The sequence below is a fragment of the Micromonospora sp. NPDC005163 genome, from assembly GCF_053599835.1.
In genome coordinates, this window is the sequence record NZ_JBSFYP010000085.1 from 1 (window position 1) to 24,620 (window position 24,620).

General features: G+C 66.3%; 24 protein-coding genes and 2 pseudogenes. 6 read left to right on the forward strand and 20 right to left on the reverse strand.

What is annotated here, in order from left to right:
- Positions 1-102 precede the first annotated feature (102 nt).
- The 3 genes and pseudogenes from ACWD6N_RS33505 (at position 103) to ACWD6N_RS33515 (ending at position 1,603) form a co-directional block, all read left to right on the forward strand.
- Positions 103-297, forward strand: coding sequence for a hypothetical protein (locus ACWD6N_RS33505; RefSeq protein WP_450006063.1), 195 nt, complete (start codon positions 103-105; stop codon positions 295-297).
- Between the two features lie 282 nt (positions 298-579).
- Positions 580-777: pseudogene (locus tag ACWD6N_RS33510) on the forward strand (site-specific integrase); the annotation flags it as partial.
- A 481-nt stretch (positions 778-1,258) separates the two neighbouring features.
- Positions 1,259-1,603: a hypothetical protein gene (locus ACWD6N_RS33515; protein WP_450006065.1), complete on the forward strand. Its 345-nt coding sequence runs from the start codon at positions 1,259-1,261 to the stop codon at positions 1,601-1,603.
- Here ACWD6N_RS33515 and ACWD6N_RS33520 read toward each other — a convergent pair.
- Entirely contained in the window at positions 1,596-4,667 is a 3,072-nt protein-coding gene (locus ACWD6N_RS33520; protein ID WP_450006067.1) for a P-loop ATPase, Sll1717 family, read from the reverse strand. The two genes, ACWD6N_RS33515 and ACWD6N_RS33520, sit on opposite strands and share 8 nt — an antisense overlap.
- A gap of 507 nt (positions 4,668-5,174) precedes the next feature.
- Here ACWD6N_RS33520 and ACWD6N_RS33525 point away from each other — a divergent pair.
- Both ACWD6N_RS33525 and ACWD6N_RS33530 read left to right on the forward strand, forming a co-directional pair.
- Positions 5,175-5,334, forward strand: a pseudogene (locus ACWD6N_RS33525) (transposase); the annotation flags it as partial.
- Positions 5,335-6,533: 1,199 nt separating this feature from the next.
- Positions 6,534-7,670 (forward strand): hypothetical protein, encoded by a 1,137-nt coding sequence (locus ACWD6N_RS33530; protein ID WP_450006069.1) that lies wholly within the window; start codon positions 6,534-6,536, stop codon positions 7,668-7,670.
- 386 nt (positions 7,671-8,056) lie between these two features.
- Here ACWD6N_RS33530 and ACWD6N_RS33535 read toward each other — a convergent pair whose 3' ends face one another.
- From ACWD6N_RS33535 to ACWD6N_RS33625, 19 genes are all read right to left on the reverse strand, one after another.
- Positions 8,057-8,794 carry a GntR family transcriptional regulator gene (locus tag ACWD6N_RS33535; protein ID WP_450006071.1) on the reverse strand — a complete coding sequence of 246 codons (738 nt, stop codon included), beginning with the start codon at positions 8,792-8,794 and terminating at the stop codon, positions 8,057-8,059.
- On the reverse strand, positions 8,787-10,304 hold the full coding sequence (locus ACWD6N_RS33540; protein ID WP_450006073.1) for an amidohydrolase family protein: 1,518 nt from the start codon (positions 10,302-10,304) through the stop codon (positions 8,787-8,789). Before ACWD6N_RS33540 ends, ACWD6N_RS33535 begins: the two co-directional genes overlap by 8 nt.
- A gap of 2 nt (positions 10,305-10,306) precedes the next feature.
- Positions 10,307-11,128: a cyclase family protein gene (locus tag ACWD6N_RS33545; protein WP_450006075.1), complete on the reverse strand. Its 822-nt coding sequence runs from the start codon at positions 11,126-11,128 to the stop codon at positions 10,307-10,309.
- Positions 11,129-11,172: 44 nt separating this feature from the next.
- A complete protein-coding gene (locus ACWD6N_RS33550) occupies positions 11,173-11,946 on the reverse strand; it encodes an ABC transporter ATP-binding protein (RefSeq protein WP_450006077.1) in 774 nt (257 codons plus the stop codon).
- 27 nt (positions 11,947-11,973) lie between these two features.
- A complete protein-coding gene (locus tag ACWD6N_RS33555; RefSeq protein WP_450006079.1) occupies positions 11,974-12,828 on the reverse strand; it encodes an ABC transporter permease in 855 nt (284 codons plus the stop codon).
- Complete coding sequence (locus ACWD6N_RS33560) at positions 12,741-13,385, reverse strand: ABC transporter permease (RefSeq protein WP_450006081.1); 645 nt, start codon at positions 13,383-13,385, stop codon at positions 12,741-12,743. The genes ACWD6N_RS33555 and ACWD6N_RS33560 overlap by 88 nt, the downstream gene beginning before the upstream one ends.
- Before the next feature lie 140 nt (positions 13,386-13,525).
- The gene (locus ACWD6N_RS33565; protein WP_450006083.1) at positions 13,526-14,494 is read right to left on the reverse strand and encodes an ABC transporter substrate-binding protein; all 969 of its coding nucleotides are present in this window, start codon (positions 14,492-14,494) and stop codon (positions 13,526-13,528) included.
- A 335-nt stretch (positions 14,495-14,829) separates the two neighbouring features.
- Positions 14,830-16,260, reverse strand: a complete 1,431-nt coding sequence (locus ACWD6N_RS33570; protein ID WP_450006085.1) for an aldehyde dehydrogenase — start codon at positions 16,258-16,260, stop codon at positions 14,830-14,832.
- Between the two features lie 2 nt (positions 16,261-16,262).
- Positions 16,263-16,463 carry a tautomerase family protein gene (locus ACWD6N_RS33575; protein ID WP_450006086.1) on the reverse strand — a complete coding sequence of 67 codons (201 nt, stop codon included), beginning with the start codon at positions 16,461-16,463 and terminating at the stop codon, positions 16,263-16,265.
- Positions 16,460-17,245: a 2-keto-4-pentenoate hydratase gene (locus ACWD6N_RS33580; protein ID WP_450006087.1), complete on the reverse strand. Its 786-nt coding sequence runs from the start codon at positions 17,243-17,245 to the stop codon at positions 16,460-16,462. Before ACWD6N_RS33580 ends, ACWD6N_RS33575 begins: the two co-directional genes overlap by 4 nt.
- A gap of 9 nt (positions 17,246-17,254) precedes the next feature.
- Positions 17,255-18,292 (reverse strand): 4-hydroxy-2-oxovalerate aldolase, encoded by a 1,038-nt coding sequence (gene dmpG, locus ACWD6N_RS33585; protein WP_450006089.1) that lies wholly within the window; start codon positions 18,290-18,292, stop codon positions 17,255-17,257.
- Positions 18,289-19,188, reverse strand: coding sequence for an acetaldehyde dehydrogenase (acetylating) (locus ACWD6N_RS33590; RefSeq protein ID WP_450006091.1), 900 nt, complete (start codon positions 19,186-19,188; stop codon positions 18,289-18,291). Before ACWD6N_RS33590 ends, dmpG begins: the two co-directional genes overlap by 4 nt.
- Positions 19,185-19,979: a 2-keto-4-pentenoate hydratase gene (locus tag ACWD6N_RS33595; protein WP_450006093.1), complete on the reverse strand. Its 795-nt coding sequence runs from the start codon at positions 19,977-19,979 to the stop codon at positions 19,185-19,187. Before ACWD6N_RS33595 ends, ACWD6N_RS33590 begins: the two co-directional genes overlap by 4 nt.
- Before the next feature lie 44 nt (positions 19,980-20,023).
- Entirely contained in the window at positions 20,024-20,692 is a 669-nt protein-coding gene (locus ACWD6N_RS33600; RefSeq protein WP_450006095.1) for a cysteine hydrolase family protein, read from the reverse strand.
- A gap of 21 nt (positions 20,693-20,713) precedes the next feature.
- Positions 20,714-21,394, reverse strand: coding sequence for a FadR/GntR family transcriptional regulator (locus tag ACWD6N_RS33605; RefSeq protein ID WP_450006105.1), 681 nt, complete (start codon positions 21,392-21,394; stop codon positions 20,714-20,716).
- An 83-nt stretch (positions 21,395-21,477) separates the two neighbouring features.
- Positions 21,478-22,578: an amidohydrolase family protein gene (locus ACWD6N_RS33610; protein ID WP_450006097.1), complete on the reverse strand. Its 1,101-nt coding sequence runs from the start codon at positions 22,576-22,578 to the stop codon at positions 21,478-21,480.
- On the reverse strand, positions 22,571-22,897 hold the full coding sequence (locus tag ACWD6N_RS33615; protein WP_450006099.1) for a hypothetical protein: 327 nt from the start codon (positions 22,895-22,897) through the stop codon (positions 22,571-22,573). Before ACWD6N_RS33615 ends, ACWD6N_RS33610 begins: the two co-directional genes overlap by 8 nt.
- A 33-nt stretch (positions 22,898-22,930) precedes the next feature.
- On the reverse strand, positions 22,931-23,776 hold the full coding sequence (locus tag ACWD6N_RS33620; protein ID WP_089020028.1) for a DODA-type extradiol aromatic ring-opening family dioxygenase: 846 nt from the start codon (positions 23,774-23,776) through the stop codon (positions 22,931-22,933).
- A gap of 11 nt (positions 23,777-23,787) precedes the next feature.
- Positions 23,788-24,039, reverse strand: a complete 252-nt coding sequence (locus ACWD6N_RS33625; RefSeq protein ID WP_450006101.1) for a hypothetical protein — start codon at positions 24,037-24,039, stop codon at positions 23,788-23,790.
- A 120-nt stretch (positions 24,040-24,159) separates the two neighbouring features.
- On the opposite strand from ACWD6N_RS33625, the gene ACWD6N_RS33630 reads away from it, so the two are divergent.
- On the forward strand, positions 24,160-24,474 hold the full coding sequence (locus ACWD6N_RS33630; protein ID WP_450006103.1) for a hypothetical protein: 315 nt from the start codon (positions 24,160-24,162) through the stop codon (positions 24,472-24,474).
- Positions 24,475-24,620 lie beyond the last annotated feature (146 nt).

Sequence of the window (24,620 nt, forward strand, 5' to 3'; positions counted from 1 at the left end):
AGGCTGCCCTCAGCTCCACCGCCCTGCTGCGACAGGGTCAGCGGTGAAGGTCTCCCACCTCCACTCGAAACAGCAGCGCCTCACGGCGCACGGGTCCGCGATGTGACCTTCCACGAGGACGCCCACCGGGCACGTACCGGCAACGGACCCGCCGTCGCAGCGGTCCTGCGCAACACCGCCATCGGATTCCACCGCGGCAATGGCGAGACCAACATCGCCAGAGCCACCCGACGCGCCAACCGCCGCCCCCACGACCTCATCACCACCGTGACCAGCAGCTACTCAACTACGCAATGACCCTGGCCCGCCAGGCAGAGACGGGACATCGATTTGCCCCAAGGTTCCGCCGGCACTCGAACTCAATGCTCTACAGCTCGGTCGTCTTCGCGCTTTCTCGAAACGGGCGGCTTTTGCGCCGGGACAGGAAATGGAATGCGCCTGGTTCTTTCCATCCGAGATGGATCGTTTGTCCCCGCCACGAACTTGGAAATAGCCGCCTCCGTTGCATCCGGCTTAAGGATCCACTCCCGGATGAACACCTCCAGGCCGGCCGGACTCACTTGCAGCACGGTCGAGGGCGCTGACTGGACACCCCGCGAGCTACGGCACAGCTTCGTGTCCCTGCTGTCCGACAGCGGCATGAGTCTGGAACAGATCGCCGACCTCTGTGGCCACGCCGGCACGACCGTTACCGAAAGCGTTCACCGGCACCAACTCCGGCCGGTGCTCCTGAGCGGGGCCGTCGCCATGGACCGGATCTTCGACGGTGAGCCGTAGTCACTCAGTTAGTCACCCAGGTACGACAAAGGGGCCGTCTCGATCTTCCGAGATGGCCCCTCACCTGCGTCGGGACGGCCGGATTCGAACCGACGACCCCTTGTTACCGACAGTAACCGAACCAAGCTTGTCATTGCTTGCCGAAAATGGTCGCTGAGCTGCAGAGACACCGCCAGACGCTCATCACCCCTTGTCACCGTTCGTCAACGATTGGCCGGGGTTTTCGGGGGGTAAACGGGGGACCCACAACCCGCCAAGTCTGAGGCGGGTGAGGACGGCGTCGTCGCGCTGACCGATCCCGAGAGCAACCGATCCGGCATGCAAGGAAAGGGCCGTTGCGCAACCGGGCACCGAGTCCCAGCCGTCGCGTTCACGCCACCAGCAGCTGAAGACCTCATCACTCGGGCGATACCAAGCCAATCAACTCGAATCAGGCAGACACACCGATAGGCATCAGCCTGTCAATCTGTAGCATATGGTCATGCGAAATGTTGAGTTCTATTCACTCTCAGCTCAGGTGCTTCCAGCCTTGGCGATCGCACTCGTGCTCCAGCGATGGGCAACGTTCGTCGGGCACGGTCTTAGCCAGCTCACCAAGGGCCGCAAAATCATGGTCTTCAGATCAGCACCGCTCGCGGCACTCCTCAGCGTATTCGGCGTCGGCGAAGCCTTCTGCATGCTCGTCGTGTACTTCGGCACCAATGGTCGATTGCCGCTATTCGCGGGACCAATTGTCTGGACTACACTCGCCGTCCTACTCCTGGCCATTTTCGTCTCAGCATTCACCACAGTGAAGATAGAGAAGCCCGAGAACCAAGTCAGCTAAGAACGACATACGGGTGATTGTGGTTGGTCTTCTCGATAACTATCCGATTGTCGGCTTCCGATACCGCCTTGACAAAGTCCAGCAAGGACGTGAATCCAAGTGCACGATAATTGAACCCTGGAGATCGGGCGAGAAGGCGGGTACCCAGTTGCGACAACAGCATTCTGGGTCGCCCCTCGAACAGACCGTCCTGGATCACGCGCACGACGAAGTCGCAGAGTTCACGGTCTAGAACGTCAGCTCTGCGACTCTGGTCCCGTGCAGCGGTTCCATCGGGTTGAGGACGCGCGTCTCTCGCGCCGCTCCGCCGTTCAGCCGGGCCAGCCTGCACACCCACCTTGCTGGTCATCTCAACCTCGAGAACCAGCGGCGAGTACTGCACCCACTCCAGGAACCGTTCACGGTGACGGACATCCGTGCCGTCGAGATGAGCACCGAGCGACCGGGCCACCCCAGCACGCAGTGCAGCACTTAATCGGCCAGCACTCTCTAGTACCGAAGCCAAGGATAGAATCTGGTACGGCACGAGCACTGGAAGAGTCGCGGTCGGGCCCCCAGCCGCGTAGGCGTGCAGAAAGCCCTGAATGTTGCGAACGGTCGAGTTCCACAACTCGCTCGTCCAGATCTGATTGCGCAAAGCACTTAGGTCGCTGGCGACGTTGCCCGCCCCCCGCTCCCACGAATTTCGGCCGATTGCCATGACCCGCGAAGCCGCGAGGATTGGCCAGATGGATTTCAGCATCGAATTGGGCGCGTTCGCCGAGCTGAGCACGGCCAGGCTAGTCTGCCAGAATGCCGCCTCCAGCTCCGGGACCTGACCCACCATGCGTACGACCGCGATGGCGATCTCTTGCGCGTATCTCTTGCTAGCACTTGATACCAAGGAGCTGACAGCGTCTAGGTCGCCCACCATCAACTCGAAGACCAGCAGCCGCGCCAGAGCCGGCCACGAACGGGCTACTTCACCGTCCTTCAGCATGGCGATGGCGAGGTTTATAGTGGCCCGATCACGGGACAGATAGGCGAGGTCAGCAGCGACGCATGCGCCTCCGTCGTGTCCAGTGTGCTGTGGATAGAGCAGGTGGAATCCGCCTATCGCATCACCCTGATCGCCTAGTTCCCGGGCCTGACCGACGGCCCATGCCCCGGTGCGGGCTGGCAACGTGGCGGTGGAGTCACGCGAGGAAACGCTGGAAGCCTCGACGCCAGGGCTGACGAAACTGGTCCCATGGAGTGCAGGGCCGACTTCTGTAGTGACCTCGACCAACTCGCCGTCATCGTTCCCCAGTGCGTCGCCGAGCTCCTGTGCAAAGTCCAGCTGGTCGTTGATCTCTGACGGAGTGTTGGTTGGGACTAGCTCGTCCCTGCTGCTCTCCCGGCGCTTCGGTCGCGTTCGTCGGCGCTTGCGCTTCACAGCGGACGCGGCCCGTGGTGTCTCGGCGTGACCCTCCTGCTCTTCATCGCCATCAGCGGCCTCAAGGCTCCCGCCAGTCTGCTCCCCGGATAGAGGCGCGGCAGAGGCAGAGTCCACCGCTACTACATCCTCCTGTTCGGCGAAGTCGCTGATCTCGCTGGCTTCGGCCGCACCGAGCCGCAGCTCGGCTCCGTGGATCGACATGAAGAATGCTGGCCGATAAAGCGGCGGGACGATGAAGACGCCCTCGTTATTCCGGAGGAATCCGATGTACCGCAGCACGCGGAGGACTTCTTCGAGTTCTTCGCCACGGACACCGAGCCGCTCCGAAATCTCGGATTCGGTGAATCTGACCGCACGGCCACGAAGTTTTTCGATGTACGTCCGCGCTATGGTGCTTTCCGCGTAAAGGGTGTCCTGCATGCGAGCGGTGGAAAGCTGCTTGTAGCCCTGGTGCAGTGCCCGCGAGGAGAGGACGAAGGTGTCCTTGCGCCCGGATAGACCCGTGCGGTCACGCATGGCGATCTGAATCTCGGCGAGCTGAGCGCTACGCAGCAAGGTCAGCACGTTCCGTGGGTTGAACTCCCGGGTTGCGTCGACGGTGACTAGCAGAAGCCAGACCAGAGGATCTAGATTCTCCATCCGCTTCGGGAAGATGCTGCGGCAGAGGCGGCGCCGTCCGGCAGACGTGGTCAGGATGTCCTTTATAGTGGGCCCGACCAACTCTCGACGATCGCTACTTGCGGTGACGCGTAGTGCGATCATGTGAAGGATTGCGTCGGAGTCCCACGCAATCCGGGTGGTACGAAGGTGAGTCGCGTTTACGAACCCTTCCTTCTGAGTAATGCGGTCAAAGATGTCCAGGCGCAGGAACAACTTCGGTCGCAGCCGCGTCCCGAAGCTACAAACGTCGAGGTGGGCGCGCAGAAGTCCGCGAAGCGCCGCGACTTCGATGTCACGGCGATCGGGAAACGCCTCATCGAGCCGGTCGAAGAGGATCCAGAGCCGCAAATCCAACTGCTCCAAGGCCTCGTGAATAAGGTCGAGCAAACCTTCGAGTGTATCTAGCGAGACGAGCAGCGGGCTGGCGGCGGCCTGAGCTACTGATGCATCGGACGGCTCGTTTACGTCAACGATGGTGATCGTCGTGCCTAGCCGTGGCCGGATCCGGCTCAGCACCCGCCGCCACACCGAGTGCGGCGACGGTTCATCGACTATCAGGCCGCAGCTGCGGATACCTTCCTCGAGGGCGACAACATCGGTAGTTTCCTGGAACGTTTTGATCAAATAGTTACCCGCCAGACCGACCATGTAGGCAAGGAAGATGTCCCGATAGATACCCTCATCGTCCGCGTCAACTTGGTTGATCAGTCGCTTGAAGAGAATCGACCCGCGAATGTTGAAGGCCGGCATGATGATGACGTCGTTTAGCTGCTCGATGTCGGCGTCGGCCCTCGATAGATACCTCGCGATGGCGCTCTTTCCCGTCCCCTTTGCTCCAATAACCAGGTCTACTTCGTCGTGAACCAAGGCCCAGTAGGTCCCCGTCCGCAGGAAGTAGGAATCGAGGCGCTCGTCGTGCTCGGCAACGTCTTGACCAAAGCGCAGAGTGCCGATGGGACCGATTTGCACCCCACGCTGATCGATCATCGCGCTCCAATCATTCGCCAGCCTGCCAGCTCCGGGAGCACAGGCAACGGCTCGGTCGCCGACTCCCAATCTGCTCTCACGGGTACAAGGTTTACCGGAGTCTGTTCACGATGCAACATCTTGCGACTCGGGCGAGAATGTGCATCAGGCGATGTCCCCCGGGGCAGGGCCATTGCATAGTCGGTTGAAGGGCGTTTGAGCTGGGGGTTTGGCTTGGTCTCGGTCAGGGGTGGGGTCAGGGCGTTCGCAAGGACTCTGTTGGCTAACTCGCTGTAGCGGGCGCTTGCTTGACCTTGGCGGCAGCCGTATGTCCTTTACGGAATGTGGTGCCCGGATGTCGATGAGGCCCAGGGTGTCGGTGGAGATCCCGGCGCAGACCGTGGCGGTGGTTCGGATGGCGTGTCCGGGTGGTACCCGGGTGACCCGGGTCCGTGACGCGCTCGGGCCGGTCTTCGACGATCACGAGTTCGTCGGCTGGTTCGCGGCCGATGGGTGGCGCCGGGTCTGCTGGCGCTGGTGTGCGTGTTGCAGGCGATGGAGGATCTGACCGATCGGGACGCCGCCGACGCGGTACGGACCCGGCTGGACTGGAAGTACGCGCTGGGTCTGGCTCTGGACGACACCGGGTTCCACTACTCGGTGCTCTCGGAGTTCCGCGACTGTCTGGTCGTCCATGGGCGGGCGGTACGTCTGCTGGAGTTGATGCTGGACGCGGCCAAACGCGCGGGGTCTGCTGCAGTGGTTCAGCGCCGCGGTGTAGGGGGTACCGCCCTTGGTCGCGACGCGCTTGCCGAGGACCCCGACGTCGACGAGGTCCGGGCCGCCGAAGTACGACAGTCGCAGCTGGGGCCCTCGGCGCGACGCCTGTGCGACCCAGTCGATGACGGCGGCTGCGCTCGACAGGTCCGGCAGGTCACCGGGTTCGGCGGTCGGCCGTCCGGTGAGCAGCTCGCGGCGCGCCGCGTTCGCCGCCGCGCCCGCCTGCTGAGGCAGGTGACGCCGGGCGATGAATCCCGCGAGCGACCGCACCGACGCCGGTAGGCCGTCGGTGCAGGCCAGCTCGGTCGTGTGATCGACGAGCTTGCGCAATGATCTCGGCTCGACCCGCCAGTCAATTCGCAATGCCCCGACGTCGACCGGGAACTCCACATCGCGGCCGGCAAAGTACTCGTCCTCCTCCAGCTCAGAGAGGATCCAACAGGTCGTGACCGCGACCGAGAAGTTGACGAACCAGCGCTCAGCGCCCAAGCGTCGGATGGCGGCAGTGCCGAACACTCGCTCCGCCGCGAGGGCGATTGCGCCGATCGCCCGCCCAGGTGCCGGCTGTTCCGGTCTCGCGCACCAGGCGCAGCAGTTCGTCGACTGTGCCGTACCGTCGGCGCATCGCTGGCGTGCCTTGCGACCGGTGTCCACAAGGTCCTCATGCCACGCTAGGGCTCGGTAGCAAGCGAGCCCTCTGGCGGACGGCGGCCGGCATTGCAGCAGACGATGTGGTTCGCCTGGACGATCAGCGGATGACCGGGGTTCCGGTTCTGCCACCGCACATACTCGGTCGGATGTGCGCGCCGCCCGCGACGTTGGACGCGAAGCCGGTGCGGCCTTCCGAGATCGCCGGGGCGGCGCACGTCATCGGTGGTTAACCCAGCGGCTCGGCACCTCTGCCACGCCTGAGGACGTCGTCGTCGCCGGCGCCGCTCGCGGGCCGCCAGGTGGCCGTCGCTGGTCACGGTCGCCACCATTGATGAGTCGATGGAATACGGGCGGCGTCTACCCCGCTCCTGCGGAGGCCCACCAAACCGGGGCAGTACCGCCTGCGATGAACATGCGAAACTCCTGAGACGCAACGGATTCGGGGAGGGGCGGCGGGTGGCTGATGACGCGCCGACGCCGGTCCACCTGTCGAAGGTGCTGGACGGCCTTGCCGAGAACCCTGCACTGCCCGCCGGCTTGGTCCGCCGGTTGGTGCGCTACCGGCGCGGCTCCGGCCACGTCGCCACGCGGCCCGACCTGACCCTGGACCTGATCGAGGAGATCGACGAGGTTCGCGCGGCTGCATGCTCGACCTACCACGCACGGTCACCGCATCCGGTGCCGCCCCCCGACCTCGTGACGGGACTCCTCGCCGACCCGGTTACCCGCGCCGGAGCCGTACGCCATGCGCTCCTGACCCTGGAACTGGCCGCACGGCTGGCCGGTGACCCCGACTACCAGGTTCGCCGCCAGCTCGCCGAACACCCGCAGCTCCCCCCACCAATGCGGGACCTGCTCACCGACGATCCCAGCGCGAACGTACGCGTCGGTGTCTTCGGCCGCCGGGACACACCCGAGCCGGTACGCCACCGCATCTATGACGACATCCAGCAAGGCGAGCGCCCACTGACCGACCTGCTCACCGACGAACTCGACGACGATGCACTGCTGCAGCAAGTCGAAGACCACATGGCCGTCGCCGAACTGCGGTACCTGCGGCTCGCCTGGGTCACCGCAGACCCGCTGCCGTACCTGTCCTCGCCATACATCTGCTTCCGTCGCTCTGCGGCACGGAGCCGAGCGCTGCCGGCCGACGCGGTCATCCGGCTGCTCAACGACGACGACAGTGGCGTACGTACGACCATGGCCACACACGCCCCGCACCTGGTCGATCCAGCCACAGCCGAACGCATCGACCGTGAGTACCAGCCGGACAAGAAAACAACCTGGCGTCCGGCCGACGTCTTTACCTTCCCGCCGCAGACCCTGCGCCGGCTGGCCACCGACGCGGATCCACGGATGCGATGCCTGGCACCCCGAGATCTGGACCTGCCCGTCGAGCTGGCCGAACGTCTGGCCACCGACCCCGAGAGCGTGGTTCGCCGCGCAGTCGCCGGGCATCCGAACCTACCGGTCCACGTGCGTCGCGCCCTGCTCGCGGATCCGAACGAGTCGGTAGCGCACGCAACCGCCGCGGCACCGACGCTGCCAGTAGCCGAGATGGATCGGCTCCTCACCCTCGCAGGCGTCTGACCGGACAACTCGGCGGACCGAGGCGATTTGAACCCACGAGAACCTCTTGTCGAGCCTCGTTCAGGACTTGTCATTGCTTGTCAAAACCCCTTGTTACCAACCGCAGCCACCCCGACCTTGTCATTGACTGTCAGAAATAGGCGCTGAGCTGCACAGAATCGATCAAGCAACGATTGCTTCTTGTCACTGGTTGTCAACATCAGGCGGGGGTTTTCGGGGGGTAAACGGGGGCACGCTGACAGGACGTCGCCAGGTCCCACCGCGCCCGGCTCCCCCGCCATGGGAACCTCTCGTCGCCACGAGAACAAAGTCCTTTTGCCTGTCGCGACCGCCTACAGCAGGCATGGGGTTCGTGTCGATGGGGCGTGTTGATCCCCGATTACAGATCAGAGTGACGGATGACCTGCCGTTGGGCTGACCTTGTTCGGCAGTTCCGGGCCAGGCGGTTGCTCTCGGCCTTCTCGAAGTCGGATGGAATGCCATGCCGCGCGTACGTGGCTGCGCATGACCGACTCCGCCCAATCGGGGTCGGGCGCGGCCAGAGCCGCCACCAGTTCGTGGTGGTGAGCGAGGCTACGGCGCAGCGCGTCCGGGCTGTAGCGGGAGAAGGTCCGCCAAACGAGCGGCATCTGGATCACCGACGAGACGACACCGGCCAGTCGCCTGTTGTCGGACGCCTCGAGGATCATCCGGTGGAACCGGTTGTTCAACGCGGTTAGCTCGTCCACATCGGTCGGTCGTCCGTCCAGCGCGACCTCGTCCATCCGGTGGGCCAGCGCGTCGAGCGCGTCCACGTCGATCGTGCCCGTGGTGGCGACCAACCGGCAGCCCCACGGCTCGAGCACGGACCGCAGGCTGAAGATTTCGTCGAGATCGTGGATGCTCCATGCCTGGACCTGCACGCCACGGTTCCGTTCGTGGCGGACCAGCCCCTCCGCCGTCAGCCGTCTGAGCGCCTCCCGGACGGGGGTGCGGCTCACCCCGATCGACTCGGCCAACTCGGCCTCACGGAGCCACTCACCGGCCGACCGCTGCCCGGCCAGGATCTGCTCCCGGATCTGACAGTAGGCATCGTCAGCGGCGTGGCCGTTGTCGGCCTCCCGCAGGGGCGTGTGGTCACTCATGATGCTCGGCGCCGTCGCATTCGGCGACATTTTCGCCCGTGCCGCCGGGCAGAGAACGGTCGATGGCGAGCGCCTGCCGCTCGGTTACCTGCCGGTACGCCTCGGCGGCCGGCGCTAGACGACCGGCAAGGGCCCGGGCGGGTGCGTTACGGCCCTCGACCGCTGCAGCCGCTAGCCGCGCCTCGTGGCGCAGTACCCGTTCGTCAATCCCGGTCAGCGTTCCACCGGCCAACACCAGCCGGCCGCCGACCAGGACCTCGCTGACCGCACCGGTAGGCGCGCCGAGCGCCAGGTGCAGCAACGGATCGCCGAACGGCAGGAACGCTGGGTGATCGAGGTCGAAGAGCGTCAAATCGGCACGCCGACCTGATGCCACCCGGCCGATGCCCTCCGGATCACCGGCCGGGCGCGCGCCAGCCTCGGTCGGCATGTGCCAGGCCTCGGCGGCGCCCAGCCAACCGGCCGGATCGCCGGATCCCTTATGCAGCAGGGCGGCGAGCTTGACCGCTTGGAGGAGATCCTGACCGTCGGCCGAGCAGACCCCGTCCGTGCCGAGCGCCACTGGCACGCCGTGCCGTAGCAGCTCCGGTACGGGCGCCAGTCCGCTGCCGAGCTTGAGATTCGACACAGGGTTGTGCACGACTGTCGCGCCCGAGGCGGCCAGCCGGCCGATGTCCTGCGGCGACAGCCATACCGCATGCGACAGATGCACGCGCGGTCCGAGGATCTCGAGGTCGGCGGCCCGGCGTACCAACGATCTGCCCGTCGCCGCGGCGTCCACCGCCTGGGGCCGTGTCTCGGCCAGGTGGACATGCAGGTCCAGTCCGGTGGCTGCGACGCGCTGGAGCAGCTCGTCGCCGCACCGGTGGATTCCGGCCGGGGCCAGCCCGATCGAGATGCCCTCGGCCGGACGGTGAAAGCGCTCCGCGAGCGCCAGCGCCGACTCCACTTGTGCCGCCGCCGGCGCTGGCCGAAATTCGTCGAGCACAGCGAGGTCGACCGGCTCGACCGCGGCTCGGTCGAACCGCGGCGGGCGGTCGGCCAGCGCCAGACAGATCAGCGCCCGGATACCGGTGTCCCGATAGGCGCGCACGACCGCGGCGAGGGAGTCGACGGTGGCGCCCCCGGGCTCGTACAGGCAGTCCACCACGCAGGTGATGCCGCAGCGGAGCTGCTCCGCAGCCACCAGCGCGGTGCGCAGGTAAACCTCGTCGGGCGTCTGCCGGACGGCGCCCACCGGGTAGGCGTGCACCAGCCACGTTTCCAGCGGCAGGTTGTCGAACCGCGCTCGCAGCCACGCCTCGTTGGAGTGCGTGTGGGCGTTGATCAGGCCAGGGACGATGATCCGGCGCCGAGCGTCGAGACAGTTCTCGCCCGGTTCGGGCGACAGAGCGCCGACCGTCTCGATACGGCCGTCACGTACCCGCACGTCGGCACGCTCGAACCGGCCGGCGCCGAGGTCGACCAGCCCGCCGGCGAGCAACAGGCCCGTCGCGGCGGGCTTCACCATGCTCAGACGACCGCGATCGGGCGCAGCGGAGACGCGGTCGCACCGACTATGCGCAGCGGTAGGCCGACGAAGAGAAACTGGCTGACGCGCCGGGCGGACACCTCCTCGAGGTTCAGGTTCTCCAGGATGTTGATCGCGTTGTCCACCAGCAGCATGGCGTGCACGGAGACCCCGGTGGACGGGGCCACCTCGAACGCGGGCGTGTCCGAGGCGACCATGGCCACCTTCCGGTCGATCAGCCACCTGGCCCCGTCTGGCGTGACGCCGGGATAGCCGCCGTCGAGCCCGTTGAAACGGTCCCGGTCGAGCCAGTGGCGGGACCAACCGGTCCGGATGACGACGACGTCATCCTCCCGTACGGTCACACCGGTCGCTCGCTCGCAGGCGGCAAGGTCTTCGTCGTCGATGCCGTCGCCCACCTCCATGCAGTCCACGCCGCGCAGCCTGGCGACGTCGAGCAGCACCCCTCGTCGCCAGATCGGCGGTGTGATCGAGATGTCCAGCGCATTGAGGCCATCATGCGTCTCGATATCCTTCGCCGAGATGTCCCCGTAGACCAGCCCTTCCTTGGAGAAGTGCCCCAGCGCGTCGATGTGCGTGGACAGGTGGCCGGGCATGATGAGGACCTCGTTGGCGAAACTGGCGTTTCCGGGGCGCACCGTGTCCCCGTGGCGCCGGTGCAGGGCGAGCGAGTACGGCGCGTGGAACGGGAACACCGGAGTCGACGAGGAGATCTCGTGCGATAGATCGAGCACCTCACCCAGGCGTACGACCTCCTGGAAGATGCCGATGACCGGAGGGGTTTCGTCGGAATCCTTGCTCATGGCTACCCGTTCCTTGCTGATGGTTACTTGTTCCTTGCTCATGGCTACGCGGCCTCCGGCGTCGCGTGTTTGATTGCCCGGTAAATGTGTGCCCGCAGGTGCGCGAACTCCGGCTGCTCCTTCGTGCTTACCTGGTCGCGCGGGCGGGGCAGGCCGACCTCGACGATCTCCTTGACGTAGGTGGGCCGCGAGCTGAGGACGACGATCCGATCCGCCAGGTACACCGACTCGTCGATGTCGTGGGTTACGAAGAGCACTGTCACGTCGTACTTGTCCCGCACGCTCAGCATCACATCCTCCAGGTCCGCGCGGGTCTGCGCGTCCAGGGACGCGAACGGCTCGTCCATCAGGAGAATGTCGGGCTGGTAGGCGAGGGCGCGGGCGATGGCGACCCGCTGCTGCATGCCGCCGGAGAGCTGCCACGGGTAGTGGTCGATGAAGCCGGCGAGCCCCACTGACTCGACCGCCTCGGCGATGCGTTGGGCGCGGTCGGTCCTGGTAAGCCGGCGACTCTTGAGCGGCAGCGCGATGTTGCCGCGGACGGTCAACCAGGGCATCAGTGAGCGGCTGTAGTCCTGGAAGACGAGCGCCATCTGCTCGGGCGGGCCGTCGATCGGCTGGCCCTGCAACAGGACCTGCCCGGCGGTCGCGGACAGCAGACCGGACATGCACTTGAGCAACGTCGTCTTGCCGCAGCCGGATGGCCCGACGACACAGACGAACTCGCCCTTGCTAACGCTGAAGGACAGGTCGCCGATGGCGGTGGTTGCTGCGGTGCCTTCCCCGTAGGTCTTCTTCAGACCGACCACATCAAGCATTGTGAGCTCCCGCTCGTTTCGAGTGCCTCACCGGGTCACCGCGCTCGCTCGCAGGTGCCAGGCGAGGACACGGTGCTCCACCAGGAGGAAGACGGCGTTCAACAGATAGCCCAAGAGGCCAAGCAGCACGATCCCGGACCACATTTCCGGGATCGCGAAGTTGCGCTGAGATTGCAGTACGAAGTAGCCGATGCCGTTGGTGCTGGCCACCAGTTCGGAGACAACCATCATGATGAGGGCGAGGGACAGGCTGGTCCGCATGCCCGCGAAGATCTGCGGACTGGCGCCGGGAAGCACGAGGCTACGCAGGCGCTCGAAGCCGCGGATCCCGTACGCCCGCGCGGTGTCCAGCAGAGTGGGGTCGATACCGCGGATGCCGTCGATGGTGTTGAGCAGCACCGGCCAGAAGCAGACCATGGCGATGATGAAGATCTTCATCTGGTCGCCCAGCCCGAGCACGAGGATACCGAAGGGAATCAGGGCCGGCGGCGGGACCGCCCGCAGGAACTCGACGATCGGCTCGGCCGCGCGAGCCGCCACCTTCGAGGATCCGAGGATGACGCCGACACTCACCGCGAGCAAACACGCGAGGGCGTAGCCGGCGCCGAGGCGGTAGAGGCTCGGTACGACGTCGGAGCCGAAGCGCTCGAACAGCCAGGTCTCACGGAAGGTGACGAAAATGTCGGTGACCGGTGGGAAGTAGAAGGATTCGCTGCCGCTGGACCACACGACGAGGCCGAGCAGCACCACGAGCGGGAATGTGATCTCGACCAGTGGGCCGAGGATGCGGCGGCTCATCGGCTTGCCGCCAGCATGCGCTGGGAGGGATGCCAGTGCAGAAGTCGCCGTTCCGCTTGTCGAAACACGATGTTCAGCCCCCATCCGAGTAGCCCGGTCGCGATGATGAGCGCGTACATCAGCTCGACGTTTCCGCCGGCCTGCGCAGCAGTGATCGTGCGGCCGATACCGGGCGCGCCCACGACCAGCTCCGCGGTCACGGCCAGGACGAGCGCGACGGACGAGGAGATCCGGAGCCCGGTGGCGAGGTAGGGCACGATGCTTGGCAGCACAATTCGCGTTAGTCGGTTCCACCGGCTCACCCGGAAGGAACGCGCGGTGTCCAGCGCGATCGGGTCGATGCTGCGCACGCCGTAGAGGAGCTGGAGCAGCAGCGGCCACACGGCGGCGTAGGTAACCAGGAACACCTTCGTCTCCAGGCCGGAGCCGTAGATCAGGACGGCAAGCGGGATGAGCGCCACCGACGGCACCGGTCGGAGAAACTCGATGATCGGCCGCAATGCCCGGAAGATCCACCATGCCGATCCAATAGCGATGCCGAGCGGCACCGCGACCGCGAAGGCGAGGCCGATCCCGATCACCCAGCCTTGCATGGTGTGCCCGACCTCGACCCAGAAGCGCGTGTCGCCACCCTCGGTCACCAGTCGCGCCAACGTCGAGGACATCGGCGGAAAGTAGCGGCTGGGCAGGATCCCCGTGCGGGACAGGGTTTCGAAGAGCGCCAGGACGAGCGCAACGCTGAGGCACCCCGGCGCCCACCAAGGTAGCGATCGGACGCGCCTCATGCGCCCTGCCTGACCAGGCGCTTGAAGTCCGGCAGCTTGTCGATGATGCCGTATTTGCGCATCAGCTCGGCGGTCAACTCGATGTCTGGGACGTCGATTTCCGCCGGGAACTCCGGCAGCGGCATCTTGCCCAGCACGTCATCGGGAATCTTGGCGTACGTTTTGACCGCGGCGCGCAGTTCGTCCGGGTGGTCATTGGTGTACGTCAGTGACTTGTTCATCGCCCGGACGAACCCGGCCACGACGTCCGGGTGCTCCTTTGCGTAACGCTGCGAGGTGAAGTAGGTGGCGATGTTCAACCCCGGCTGGGTGTCGAAGAAGGGCCGGAGCACTTCCTGGTGGCCGGCGTCCTTTGCGGTCTGGGTGAAGGGGGTTACCAGCCAGACCGCGTCCACCCGCCCGGCTTCGAGGGCGGGAAGCATGTCCGGGAACGGCAGCTCGACGAACTTGAGTCCGCTGATGTCCACACCGGACTTCTCCAGCGCTGCCTTGATCGTAATGTCACCGACGTTGTTGAGCGTGTTGACCGCTATCGTCTTGCCGGCCAGGTCGGCCGGCTGGCGGATGGGTCCGCCGCCCTTGGACACGACCGTCGACGACGCTTTCTTGATGTCATTGGTCTCGTCATTGCCGTTCGCGACGATCTGGACCGGCAGTCCTTTGACGCTTGCCGTGATGAGAGAGGCGGTGTTCGAGTAGGCGAACTCCATGTCTCCGCTGACTACGGCCGGCAGTAACGCCGCGCCGCCCTGGGCCTGCTGCGGGGTCACCTCAAGGCCCTCGTCAGCGAAAAAGCCCTTGTCGATGCCGAGGTACAGCGGCGCCAGCGCGGCCAGCGGGAGCCCACCGACGTCGATCTTCACCGTCTGGTCACCTTCACTCCTCTCGTCGCCGCCGCTGCCGCAAGCCGTGGTAGCGACGACAGTTGCCACCGCGAGCAATGCGAACCATTTCGGCTTCCGCATGGCCTTGTCTCCTGTCTGGTTGTCGGCCCCTGCCGCAACCTGCCCGGGTCAGACGTGACCCGAATCATTATATTGGTTATGTTGCCCCAGGCAAGGGGTGCGAGCTTGTCATCGCAGCCCAGAGGCCGTTTCCGCAGGCCGACGAAGGCGGCGGAACCAACACGGAACGCCTTTTGCGCCGCGAACTGAGCGGAACCTGGTGCTTCGAATCTGCCCAGGCAAACGCGGTCGGCGTAGCCCACCCACGCCGATTCGAGAACGTCCGATCTTCAGATCTGTGGCAGCGACGGAGTCGCGAGCGGTTGACGCTGACGGGCGCCCGTGTCCGCAGGCCGTCAGCGCAGTTCCATCACCACGGCCTTCGGTTCGGTGAAGAAGTCGCGACTGAAGTTGCCGCCCTCGCGCCCCACGCCCGAATCGCCAACCCCACCGAACGGGGCGCGCAGGTCGCGGATGAAGAAGCAGTTCGTCCATACCGTGCCGGCACGTAGCGCTGCGGCGACCCGGTGCGCCCGGGACAGGTTTTCCGTGAAGACCATGGCGTTGAGCCCGTACGGCGTCGCGTTGGCCGACGACACCGCCTCGGCTTCGGTGTCGAACGGCGCGACCACGACCACGGGTCCGAAGATCTCCTCCCGGCAGACCCGGGCGTCCGCGGGAACATCGGTGATGACGGTCGGGCGCACCACCCAGCCGTCACCGAAGCCGCCGGTCCGCATAGTGCCGCCCTCGGCGGGAACGCCCTCGACGTACGAACGGACCTTCTGATAGTGCTCGCCGGACGACAGCGGCCCGACCTGCGTGCGGCGATCCTTGGGGTCACCGATGACGAGGGCTTCCGCGGCGGCACAGAAGCGTTCGAGAAATTCGGCATAGACCTCACGCTGTACGTAGATCCGGCTCCCGGCCAGACACACCTGCCCCGCGTTGCTGAAGATGGCCTGGATTGACCAGCGCACCGCCGACTCCAGGTCGGCGTCGGCGAAGATGAGGTTGGCGCCCTTGCCGCCCAGTTCCAGGCTCACGGGCGTGAGGTTTGCCGCGGCAGCCCTGGACAGCACCCGCCCGGTGGTGGACTCGCCGGTGAAGGTGATCCGGTCGACCCGCGGGTCCTTGGTCAGCGCCTCGCCCGCGGAATCGGGGCCGAATCCGTGGACGACGTTGAACACTCCGGGCGGTATGCCGGCCTCGAGCGCAAGGCGGGCCAGCAGCGTGGCGGACATCGGTGTGCCCTCGGCCGGCTTCAAGACGACCGTGTTGCCCCAGGCCAACGCCGGAGCGACCTTCCAGGACTCGAGCATGAGCGGGAAGTTCCACGGCGCGATCGCGGAGACAACCCCGGCCGGCTCATACCGGGTGTACGCGTGGTGCCCGCTGTCCATCGGCAGGGCCTCGCCTGCGGACAGCCGAGCGTGGTCGGCGAAAAATCGGAAATTCATCGCCGAACGCGGCACATCCTTTGACGTGCTGTCCGAGATCGGCTTACCCATGTCCCGGGTGTCGGCCAAGGCCAACTCGTCGCGGTGCTCGTCGATGAGGTCGGCCAACCGGTGCAGGGCGGCGCCGCGCTCGGCGAAGCCCATCCGGGGCCACGGCCCACTGTCGAAGGCCCTTCGAGCAGCCTCGACGGCCAGGCCGGCATCCTCGGCAGTGCCGAGTGCGACCCGGGCGAAGGCCTGCCGGGTCCACGGGTCCACGGTTTCGAACTCGCCGCCGTCGCGGGACTCGATTTCCTTGCCGTCGATGATGTGGGGGATCAGTTCCATTGTCACTTCTTCTCTCGTTCCGCAATAGTGACATCCCCGGCGGCCCAGTGCGTCGCTGGCACTTCGCGCAGGATGACACGGATGCTCGGTAGGGGTGCCTCGATGGCGGCCTCGACCGCCTCGGTGACCTTGCTGATCAGGGTGCGCAGCTGCGTCGGGGAACGGCCCTGCACCACGGTGATCTCGACCAACGGCACGATCATCGGCCTCCGCTCAGGACGATCGAGCCGAGCGTGCTGAAGTGCGCCGCCAACCGGGATCCGGGTGGCACGAAGACCGCGTCGGTCATACCGCCGGTGAGTACGACCCAGTCAGCCTCGATGGCCAGACCCCGTTCGGCGAGTGCGTTGGCCGCGAGCGCCAGCGCCTCCGCCGGATGCCCCTGGACGGCCCCGCCGGTGGCCGAGTCGACAGCCTTTCCGTCGACCTCGAGGACGACAGCCTCCATGGACAGGTCCAGGTTGGTCGGCGGCCGGCTGACCGGACCAGTCACGTAGCAGCCGGACGAGGCGTTATCCGCGACGACGTCGGGCAGGGTGAAGCGGAAGTCGGTGTACCGGGAGTCGATGATCTCCACACCGCCGAGCACCGCGCCCACGGCGGACATCGCGGTCGCGGCCGTCACGCCGGGCCCGGCCAGCCGCTGGGCCATCACGAAGACGATCTCCGGCTCGGCGCGCGGGTGGATCAGTTGGTCCTGCGGCACTGGCGCCCCGGCCGGCAGCACCATAGCGTCGGTCAACCACGCGACCAGCGGCGAGGAGATTCCCATCCGCTGCTGCTTCGCCCGGGAGGTCAGCCCCAGCTTGACGCCGATCAGGTGTTCACCCCGAGCCAACCGGCGGGCCAGCGTCTCGTCTTGGATCGCATAGGCGGTGGCCAGGTCCAACTCCGGCCACTCGTCGGTGATCGGCGGGCGATCGGTCCTCGTGTGCTCGGCTTCAAGGAGCGTGCTCGCCGCGCGCTGTACGTCCCAGTCACCCATCATCTGCCCCTACCCCTGGCGCCGCTCGCGTGACTCTGCGAGCTCCAACGCGATGTCGATGATCATGTCCTCTTGCCCGCCCACGTACCCCGCTGCACCGACTCGCTCGAGGATTTTGTGAGCCGGGACGCCGTACCTCTCGGCAGCCCGCTCGGCGTGCAGCAAAAAGCTCGAATAGACGCCGGCATAGCCCTGCACGATCGCTGCACGATCCATCCACGGCAGTCGCGGGATGAAGGGCTTTACCACGTCTTCCGCCGCCGCCGCGACGCCTTGCGCATCGACGCCGGTAGGCACTCCCAGGCGCTCGAACACCGCACTGAGAACCTCGGTCGGGGCGTTGCCGGCGCCCGCGCCAAGGGCACAGAGCGCGCCGTCGATCTGCCGGGCGCCCGTCTGGTAGGCGAGAACGGAGTTGGCCACCCCCAGCGAGAGGTTCTGGTGGCCGTGGAAGCCGACCTGGGCCTCGGCCCCGATCTCGTCGACCAGTGCCCCGATCCGGGCCTGTGCGTCACCGAGCACCAGTGCACCGGCGGAGTCGACAACGTAAACGCACTGCGCCCCCGCGTCGACCATGATCCGGGCTTGCTTCGCTAGCACACTGGGGCTGGCGCGGTGCGACAGCATCAGGAAACCGACGGTCTCCATGCCGAGCTCGCGGGCAGCGCCGAAGTGCTGCACCGAGACGTCCGCCTCGGTGCAGTGGGTGGCGATGCGCGCTACCGAGGCACCGACGCCGTGTGCATGTCGGAGGTCCTCCACGGTGCCGAGGCCGGGCAGCAGCAGGACAGCGATCCTGGCCCTGGTGGCTTCGTCTACCGCGGCCTCGATGAGCCGAATTTCGTCGGTGCGGGAAAAGCCGTAGTTGAATGTGGATCCACCGAGACCGTCGCCGTGCGCCACCTCGATAACCTGCACACCGGCCGCGTCCAGGGCGTGCACCGTGGTCCGGACCTGCCCCTCGGTGAACTGGTGAGCCATCGCGTGCGACCCGTCTCGCAACGTCGAGTCCGTGATGCGTACCGCGCCCGGGTCCGTAGTCGTCACGCCGCCACCGCCTTCGCCTGGGCCATGAGGTCACCGACGCGGGCGGCGGCGGCCGTCATGATGTCGAGGTTGCCCGCGTACGGCGGCAGGTAGTCCCCGTTGCCGCGGACCTCCAGAAACAGCGCGACGCGGGCGTTGCCCGACCAGCCCGGACGCGGCTCGTCGTACTGCGGATCGGCCCGCAGGGTGTAGCCCGGGACGTACTCCCGGACCCGCTCCACCATGGCGAGCACGGATGCGGTGATCGCGTCGCGATCGGCGTCCGGGTGGATGGCACAGAACACGGTGTCCCGCATGATCATCGGCGGCTCGACCGGATTCAGGATGATCACGGCCTTGCCTCGCCCGGCACCGGCGACCTCACGCAACGCCAGCGACGTCGTCTCGGTAAACTCATCAATGTTGGCGCGGGTGCCGGGACCGGCCGAACGGGACGCGATCGACGCCACGATCTCCGCGTACGGAACCGGCGTCACCGAGGCCACCGCGGCAACCATCGGAATGGTCGCCTGCCCCCCGCAGGTCACCATGTTCACGTTCGGCGCGGCCAGGTGCTCGTGCAGGTTCACCACCGGACACACGAGCGGCCCTACCATGGCCGGTGTTAGGTCCACCGCCTGGATGCCGGCCTCCGCGTAGCGCGGGGCGTTCGCCAGGTGCGCCTTGGCGCTGGTGGCCTCGAAGACCAACTGTGCCGGCTCCGGCCTGGCGAGCAGCCAGTCAACGCCTTCGGCCGAGGTCTCCACGCCGCGGGCCCTTGCCTTGGCCAGACCGTCGGAGTTCGGGTCCACTCCCACCATGTACCGCACGTCAAGGTGCGGGCTGCGCTGCAACTTCACCAGCAGATCGGTGCCGATGTTCCCGGGACCGACGATGGCCGCGATGGGCCTGGTCATCTCGCCTCCTTCGCGAAACACGTGGTGACTGAGCCCAGCCCGGCGAAGTGCGCGGACCAGGTGTCACCGGGTCGGACCGGCTGGGCGCTGGTGATCGATCCGGGCAGCACGACATCGCCCGCGCGCAGCCCTTCGTTCCGATCGCCGAGGGTGTTGGCCAACCAGACCAGGGATAGCAGGGGTGATCCCAGCACAGCGCCACCGGCGCCGGTGGCGACGAGGTCGCCGTTGCCGAACAAGTTGCCGCCCATCAGACGGAGGTCCACGGCGGCCAACCGGGCGGGCGAGCCACCCAGCACGACCCCGCCGGAGGAGGCGTTGTCAGCGATGGTGTCGGCGATGGTGATTCGCCAGTCGGCGATCCGGCTGTCGATGATCTCCAGGGCCGGCAACACGAAATCGACCGCTCGGACCGCGTCGGCCACGGTGACCCCGGGGCCTTGGAGGTCCCGCTTGAGGACGAACGCCACCTCCGGCTCGATACGCGGCTGAAGGAACAGCGCGGGTGCGATGGGCTCGTGTTCGGGGAAGAACATGTCGTCGAACAGCACGCCGAAGTCCGGCGAGCTCACACCCAACTGACGTTGCATCGCGGCGGAGGTGAGTCCCACCTTCCGGCCCTTGATCACCCGCCCGGAGTCCAGCCGCTGCTGGGTTTGCCGCGCCTGGATCTCGTACGCGTCCTCGACGGTCAGGTCGGGGAACCGTTCGGTGAGCGGATTAATGGGCTGGTGCAGCCGACGGGCCTCGACCAGCAGATCCGCGGCCGTCGCTCGGTCTACCTCGCGCACGGCGTATCCTCCTGAATGCATAGTCCTGGCGTGGACCCTCGCGTTCATGACGGGTCCTTAGCGGCCGGCGCCGTGTCGAGTGGGCCGCCAGCCAGCACGTCGGCCGCCACAGCTAACTGGACCACCTGGGCGAACACCGTGCCCATCACGCGCAGGCTGTTACGGTGCAGCTCGTTGAAGTACCCGGCGACGGCCTCCTCGGCCACGACCACCCGCAGGTCCCGGAAGAACGCGTCCCGCACTGTCGACTCGATACAGAAGTCCGTGCGCACTCCGGCCACGACGATGGTGCGGACCGCCAGCTGCCGGAGAACGTCCTGCAGGATCGTTTGGTGGAAGGCACTGAACCGCGGCTTGACCACGACTGGGTCGCCCGGGTCATGGTCGAGCCCGTCGAGTAGTTCGCTGCCCCACGTGCCCTTGCGAAGCCCCTGCGTCCGCAGGAAAGGGCTGCGATCGGCGAGCAGCCCCACGCTTGCATCGTCGGGCCACTCCATCCGTACCCAGATGACCGGTCGCGCCGCCGCACGCGCCGCGTGAACCAAAACATTGATCTGCTCGACCAGCCGCTGCGGCTCCTCGACCCGCAATCCGGCGCTGGCGAACACGCCGTTCGGGTGGCAATAGTCGTTCTGTACATCGATGACCACCAACGCAACGCCGGTCGGGTCGGTGTCGGTGTCGGTGTCGGTGTCGGTGTCGGTGTCTACCATGCTGCTCACCTGGTGCTTTCGTCAGCTCGCGGTCAACGTCGTATGACGACTTGCGGCGCGATCGGCCCGCTCAACGTCGCCGCTGGCGATGGCTTCCACCAGTTCTTCGTGAACCTGCGGACCATCGGTGGACCCGCGGGCCGGCTCGTCGGCCGTCACCCCCTGCAGCCGGCTTTCGACGAACGCCAGGAGAGACAGGTACGTGTGCCGGAGAATCTGGTTCGGCGTGATCTCGGCCATCCGCCGATGCAGCGCCCAGTTAATCCTCAGGTACTCCGCGATGGCCAGGTCGACAGCTGTCATCTGGCGCACGATTTTGCGCAGTTCGCGAACGTCCTGAGCATTGCGATGCCGCGTCGCCTCCCGCACCACCAACGGGTCGAGCGCGTCGCGCATCATCAGACAGTCGGCCACCGACACTGACTCGCCGCTGAGTTCGAGCATTTTTCGCCCGAGCCGAACCAGCGCCGTTGGGGAAGCGACGAAGATGCCTCCGTTGACACCGGGACGAACGGCAACCGTCCCCCGCGCGCTCAGCAGTCGAACTGCCTCGTTGAACGTCGCGACCGCTACGTCATACTCGCGACGCAGACTCTCCTTGGTGCCGAGGCGGTGCCCGGGTGGCAAGCCCTGCGTAGCAATTTGCTCCTCGATGCTATTGGCGACCGCGTCCGCCCGAGATGACCTAGGGATCTCGATCATGTTCACTGTGCACCTTCACGACCTTTAGTCGACGTACTGGCAACAGGTCTGTTGCCAGTACGACGTAACGATGTAGGCACTACTCACGACCGTCGAGACGTAGTGATGTTTGACAACGTATCGCTGGCCGCCGTACCGCCGCGCGTCGCCCGGAACATGCCCTGCAACAGGGATGCTGCGTTACCTCCCAGGATGGCGTCCTGCTCGGACGTCTCGATCTTGAGCGCCCGCACAGTCGCCAAGGGTTGGCGGTCGGCCAGGTCGTATGGAGCGTCGGTGCCCAACAGCACGTTGGCGGGCGTCACGTCTTCCACGAGTCGAGACAGGACGTTCGCGTCGAACACCGCGGTGTCGTAACGCAGGCGGCGCAGGTAGTGCGTCGGCGGATATGGGATGACCCGCGACACCGCCTTGCGGTGCCAGCCCAGGTCGAGTCGAGCCCCAATGCCGGGCAGACAGCCGCCGCCGTGGGCCAGGCAGAGGATGAGGTCATTCCGGTCCAACACGCCGCCGAAGACGAGCCGGGCCGTCGCGAGAGCGGTCTCGGCCGGATATCCGAGAAGCTGCAGCAAGTGGTAGTCCGCGAGTCTGGTGGGCGACGAGGCCCGGCTGGGGTGCAGCAGCACGAAACACCGACGGAAGGCGAGCAAACTCCACAGTTCCTCGTTCAGTGGGTCGTCGAGCTCCCGACCGCCACCAAAGGTGCCCATTGTCGCCCCGACGAACCCCAACTCGTCCAGGCAGCGGGCAAGTTCCTGGACAGCACCCGGAAAGCCCACCGGCACCGCTGCCAGTCCCACTAAGCGCCCGCCGGAACCGGCGACGAACTCCGCCACCGCGTCGTTCGTCCGTCGCGTAATGTCCATCACGAGCCGCTCATCGGCCGATTCGGACGCGAAAGTGAAGGGCGGGGGCGAGACCGCCTGGTAATCAACGCCCGCTGCGGTCACCGACGCCAGCCTCGTGGCGAGGTCGTACTGCTCTGCCGGCAGCGGAATGGGCGCACCGGGCGCCAGACCGCTGATGGCGGGGTCCAGCCTCAGCACCCGATTGGCGAGGCCGGAAAGGTCGGCATGCCCTAACGCCTCCAGGTCGCGAAGTAACGGCATCGGCAGGGCGTGGGTGTGTACGTCGATGATCGGTGTCCGCTGCACGGTGCCACCCCGCTGGTTTTCTTCACTCACGGGCAGCCATGTATCTCTCGTAGTCATCACCGAGCAAGGACTGGATCAAGGCGGTCGCAGCGGCCGAAGTACCGGCCTTCTCGCCTGTTCCGTGGATCAACCGTGCCAGCTGGGAGAGCAGGTAAGGATGCAGGCCAAGCTCGTACAGCCGACGGAAATCTCGGTCTCTGATCGCCTCCCGCTCGTGCTCAGTGATCGGGTACGACGACAGCACCTCTTCCTCGGACGCCTCGAAGCGGGCCCGCAACTCGTCGTCCCACTTGAGATCCTGTACGAGGTCATTGGTGCGTAGGAGCGGGTTGAAGTGCTCAAGCCCCATGAAGTCATCCTTTCCGTCGAAGCGGCGTTGCTGTTACAACTGCCACTGGACTGCACCGACGCCGCAGCGCCACTCCTCAACGGCGACGTACCCCAGAGACGTGCAGGGACGTTGCCCAATGGCTCCCATGACGACAAGCCAGGACAGCAGTTCGGCGGTGCCGCCGGACCCGGCTTCCTCCATGCGCTCGAAGGTCGCCTCCGCCAGAATCCTGGAGTGGTCCCCCTCGACAAGGAGATCGAGCCACCACCGGTCGAACTTTTCGTCGATTTCCAGATAGCGAGGGCCACCCGGCTCGTGGCTCAGGCCTCCGGAACCGAGGAGTCCGACGCGTAGGTCCCCCGGCAACTGCGTCCGGATGGCCGCGCCCAGCGCCTCGCCGAACGCGTAGCAGGCGCGCTCTTTCGGCACGGGCGGAACGGTGCAGTTTTGCAGCACCGGAACCAGCGCTACGGAGGTCGACGTCAGGTCAGCCATCGCGACCGGGACGGAGATGTTGTCGTCGAACCGAAGGTTGTCCCGGACGGCCCTGGTCCGCAAGCCGGTGGCTTGGACACTGTCATGGAGCGTCCGACCAACCTCGGGCGCCCCCGGCAGGTCGTAGTCGTCGACACGCAGCCAGGGTTTGAACCATTCGTCAGGACCCGTGTGTCGGTCGGCGATACCGAAGCTGAAATCGGCATAGTCGCTGACCCGCGCATTCGCCACGTGGTCGTTGCCGATGATGAGCAGCACGTCAGTCCGGGAGTTGACGATGGCGTCACGGATGGCGCCGTAGGCGGCGCGCACTGTCCTTCGATCCTCCTCGGGCGCCTTCCCGAACCAGCCCGTCAGGCCGGGTGCATGACTCGCGGCCAGGGCCACGCTGATCTCCGCCATCGCTCCTCCGGTCAATCTCTCATCTTGGTGCGATTGATTATATTGGTTCGGCGTGGTTTGGCAAGCACGTCGGCCGGCGCCGTTGCGTTGTCGGATCGGCGGACGTGTTGAACCCGGGTCGGGTCCGCCGAGGCCGCGGCCTGAAGGAACAACTTGGGGCGAAGCCAGGCGAGCACCGGCAGTGGCACCAGCCAGTGCCCGATCGCCAGAGCCTTGCCCAGCAGACGGCCTGCCCGGTCGATGTCGCCAGCGGCGGCGGCCATCTGCGCGATCAGGGTGAGCGTCTGGGCTAGCTGGTCCGGGTCGGTGATGTCGCGGGCGAGGGTCTCGGCGCGCGCAGGGTCCCCGGCCGCGGCGGTCGCCTGGGCGACGGCGGCGAGGGCATGCGGCCGCTGGACTGGTTCGGTGAGGGTGCGGGCGATGGTCTCGGCCTCGCTGGTGTACTGCGGGGCGTGGGTGGCGTCGCCGGCGGCGGCCGCTGCTGGGGCGACGGCGGCGAGGATCTATGCCCGCTGGAATGGCTCGGTGAGGCCGGGAGCGAGAACTTCATCAATCAGCTGCTTGGAGCGTGCCAGGTCGCCGGCGGTCGCGGTCGCCTCGGCAACGGCGGCGAGGATCCACGCCCGGGCGAACGGCTCAACGAGGCCACGGGCAAGGGCCTCGGCCTCGCCGGTCAGTCGCCGGGCCGGTCGAGGTAGCGAGGCGCCGCCACCGCGAGCCCGACGCAGTAAAGGGCCAAACGCGCGCTGAGAGGGCGTTCGATTTGTTCTTGATTTACTAATATGTGCCTCGCCAGGTGGGTGTTGATTCGTCCGTTATGCGGCGGCTGACGATGTCGATCATC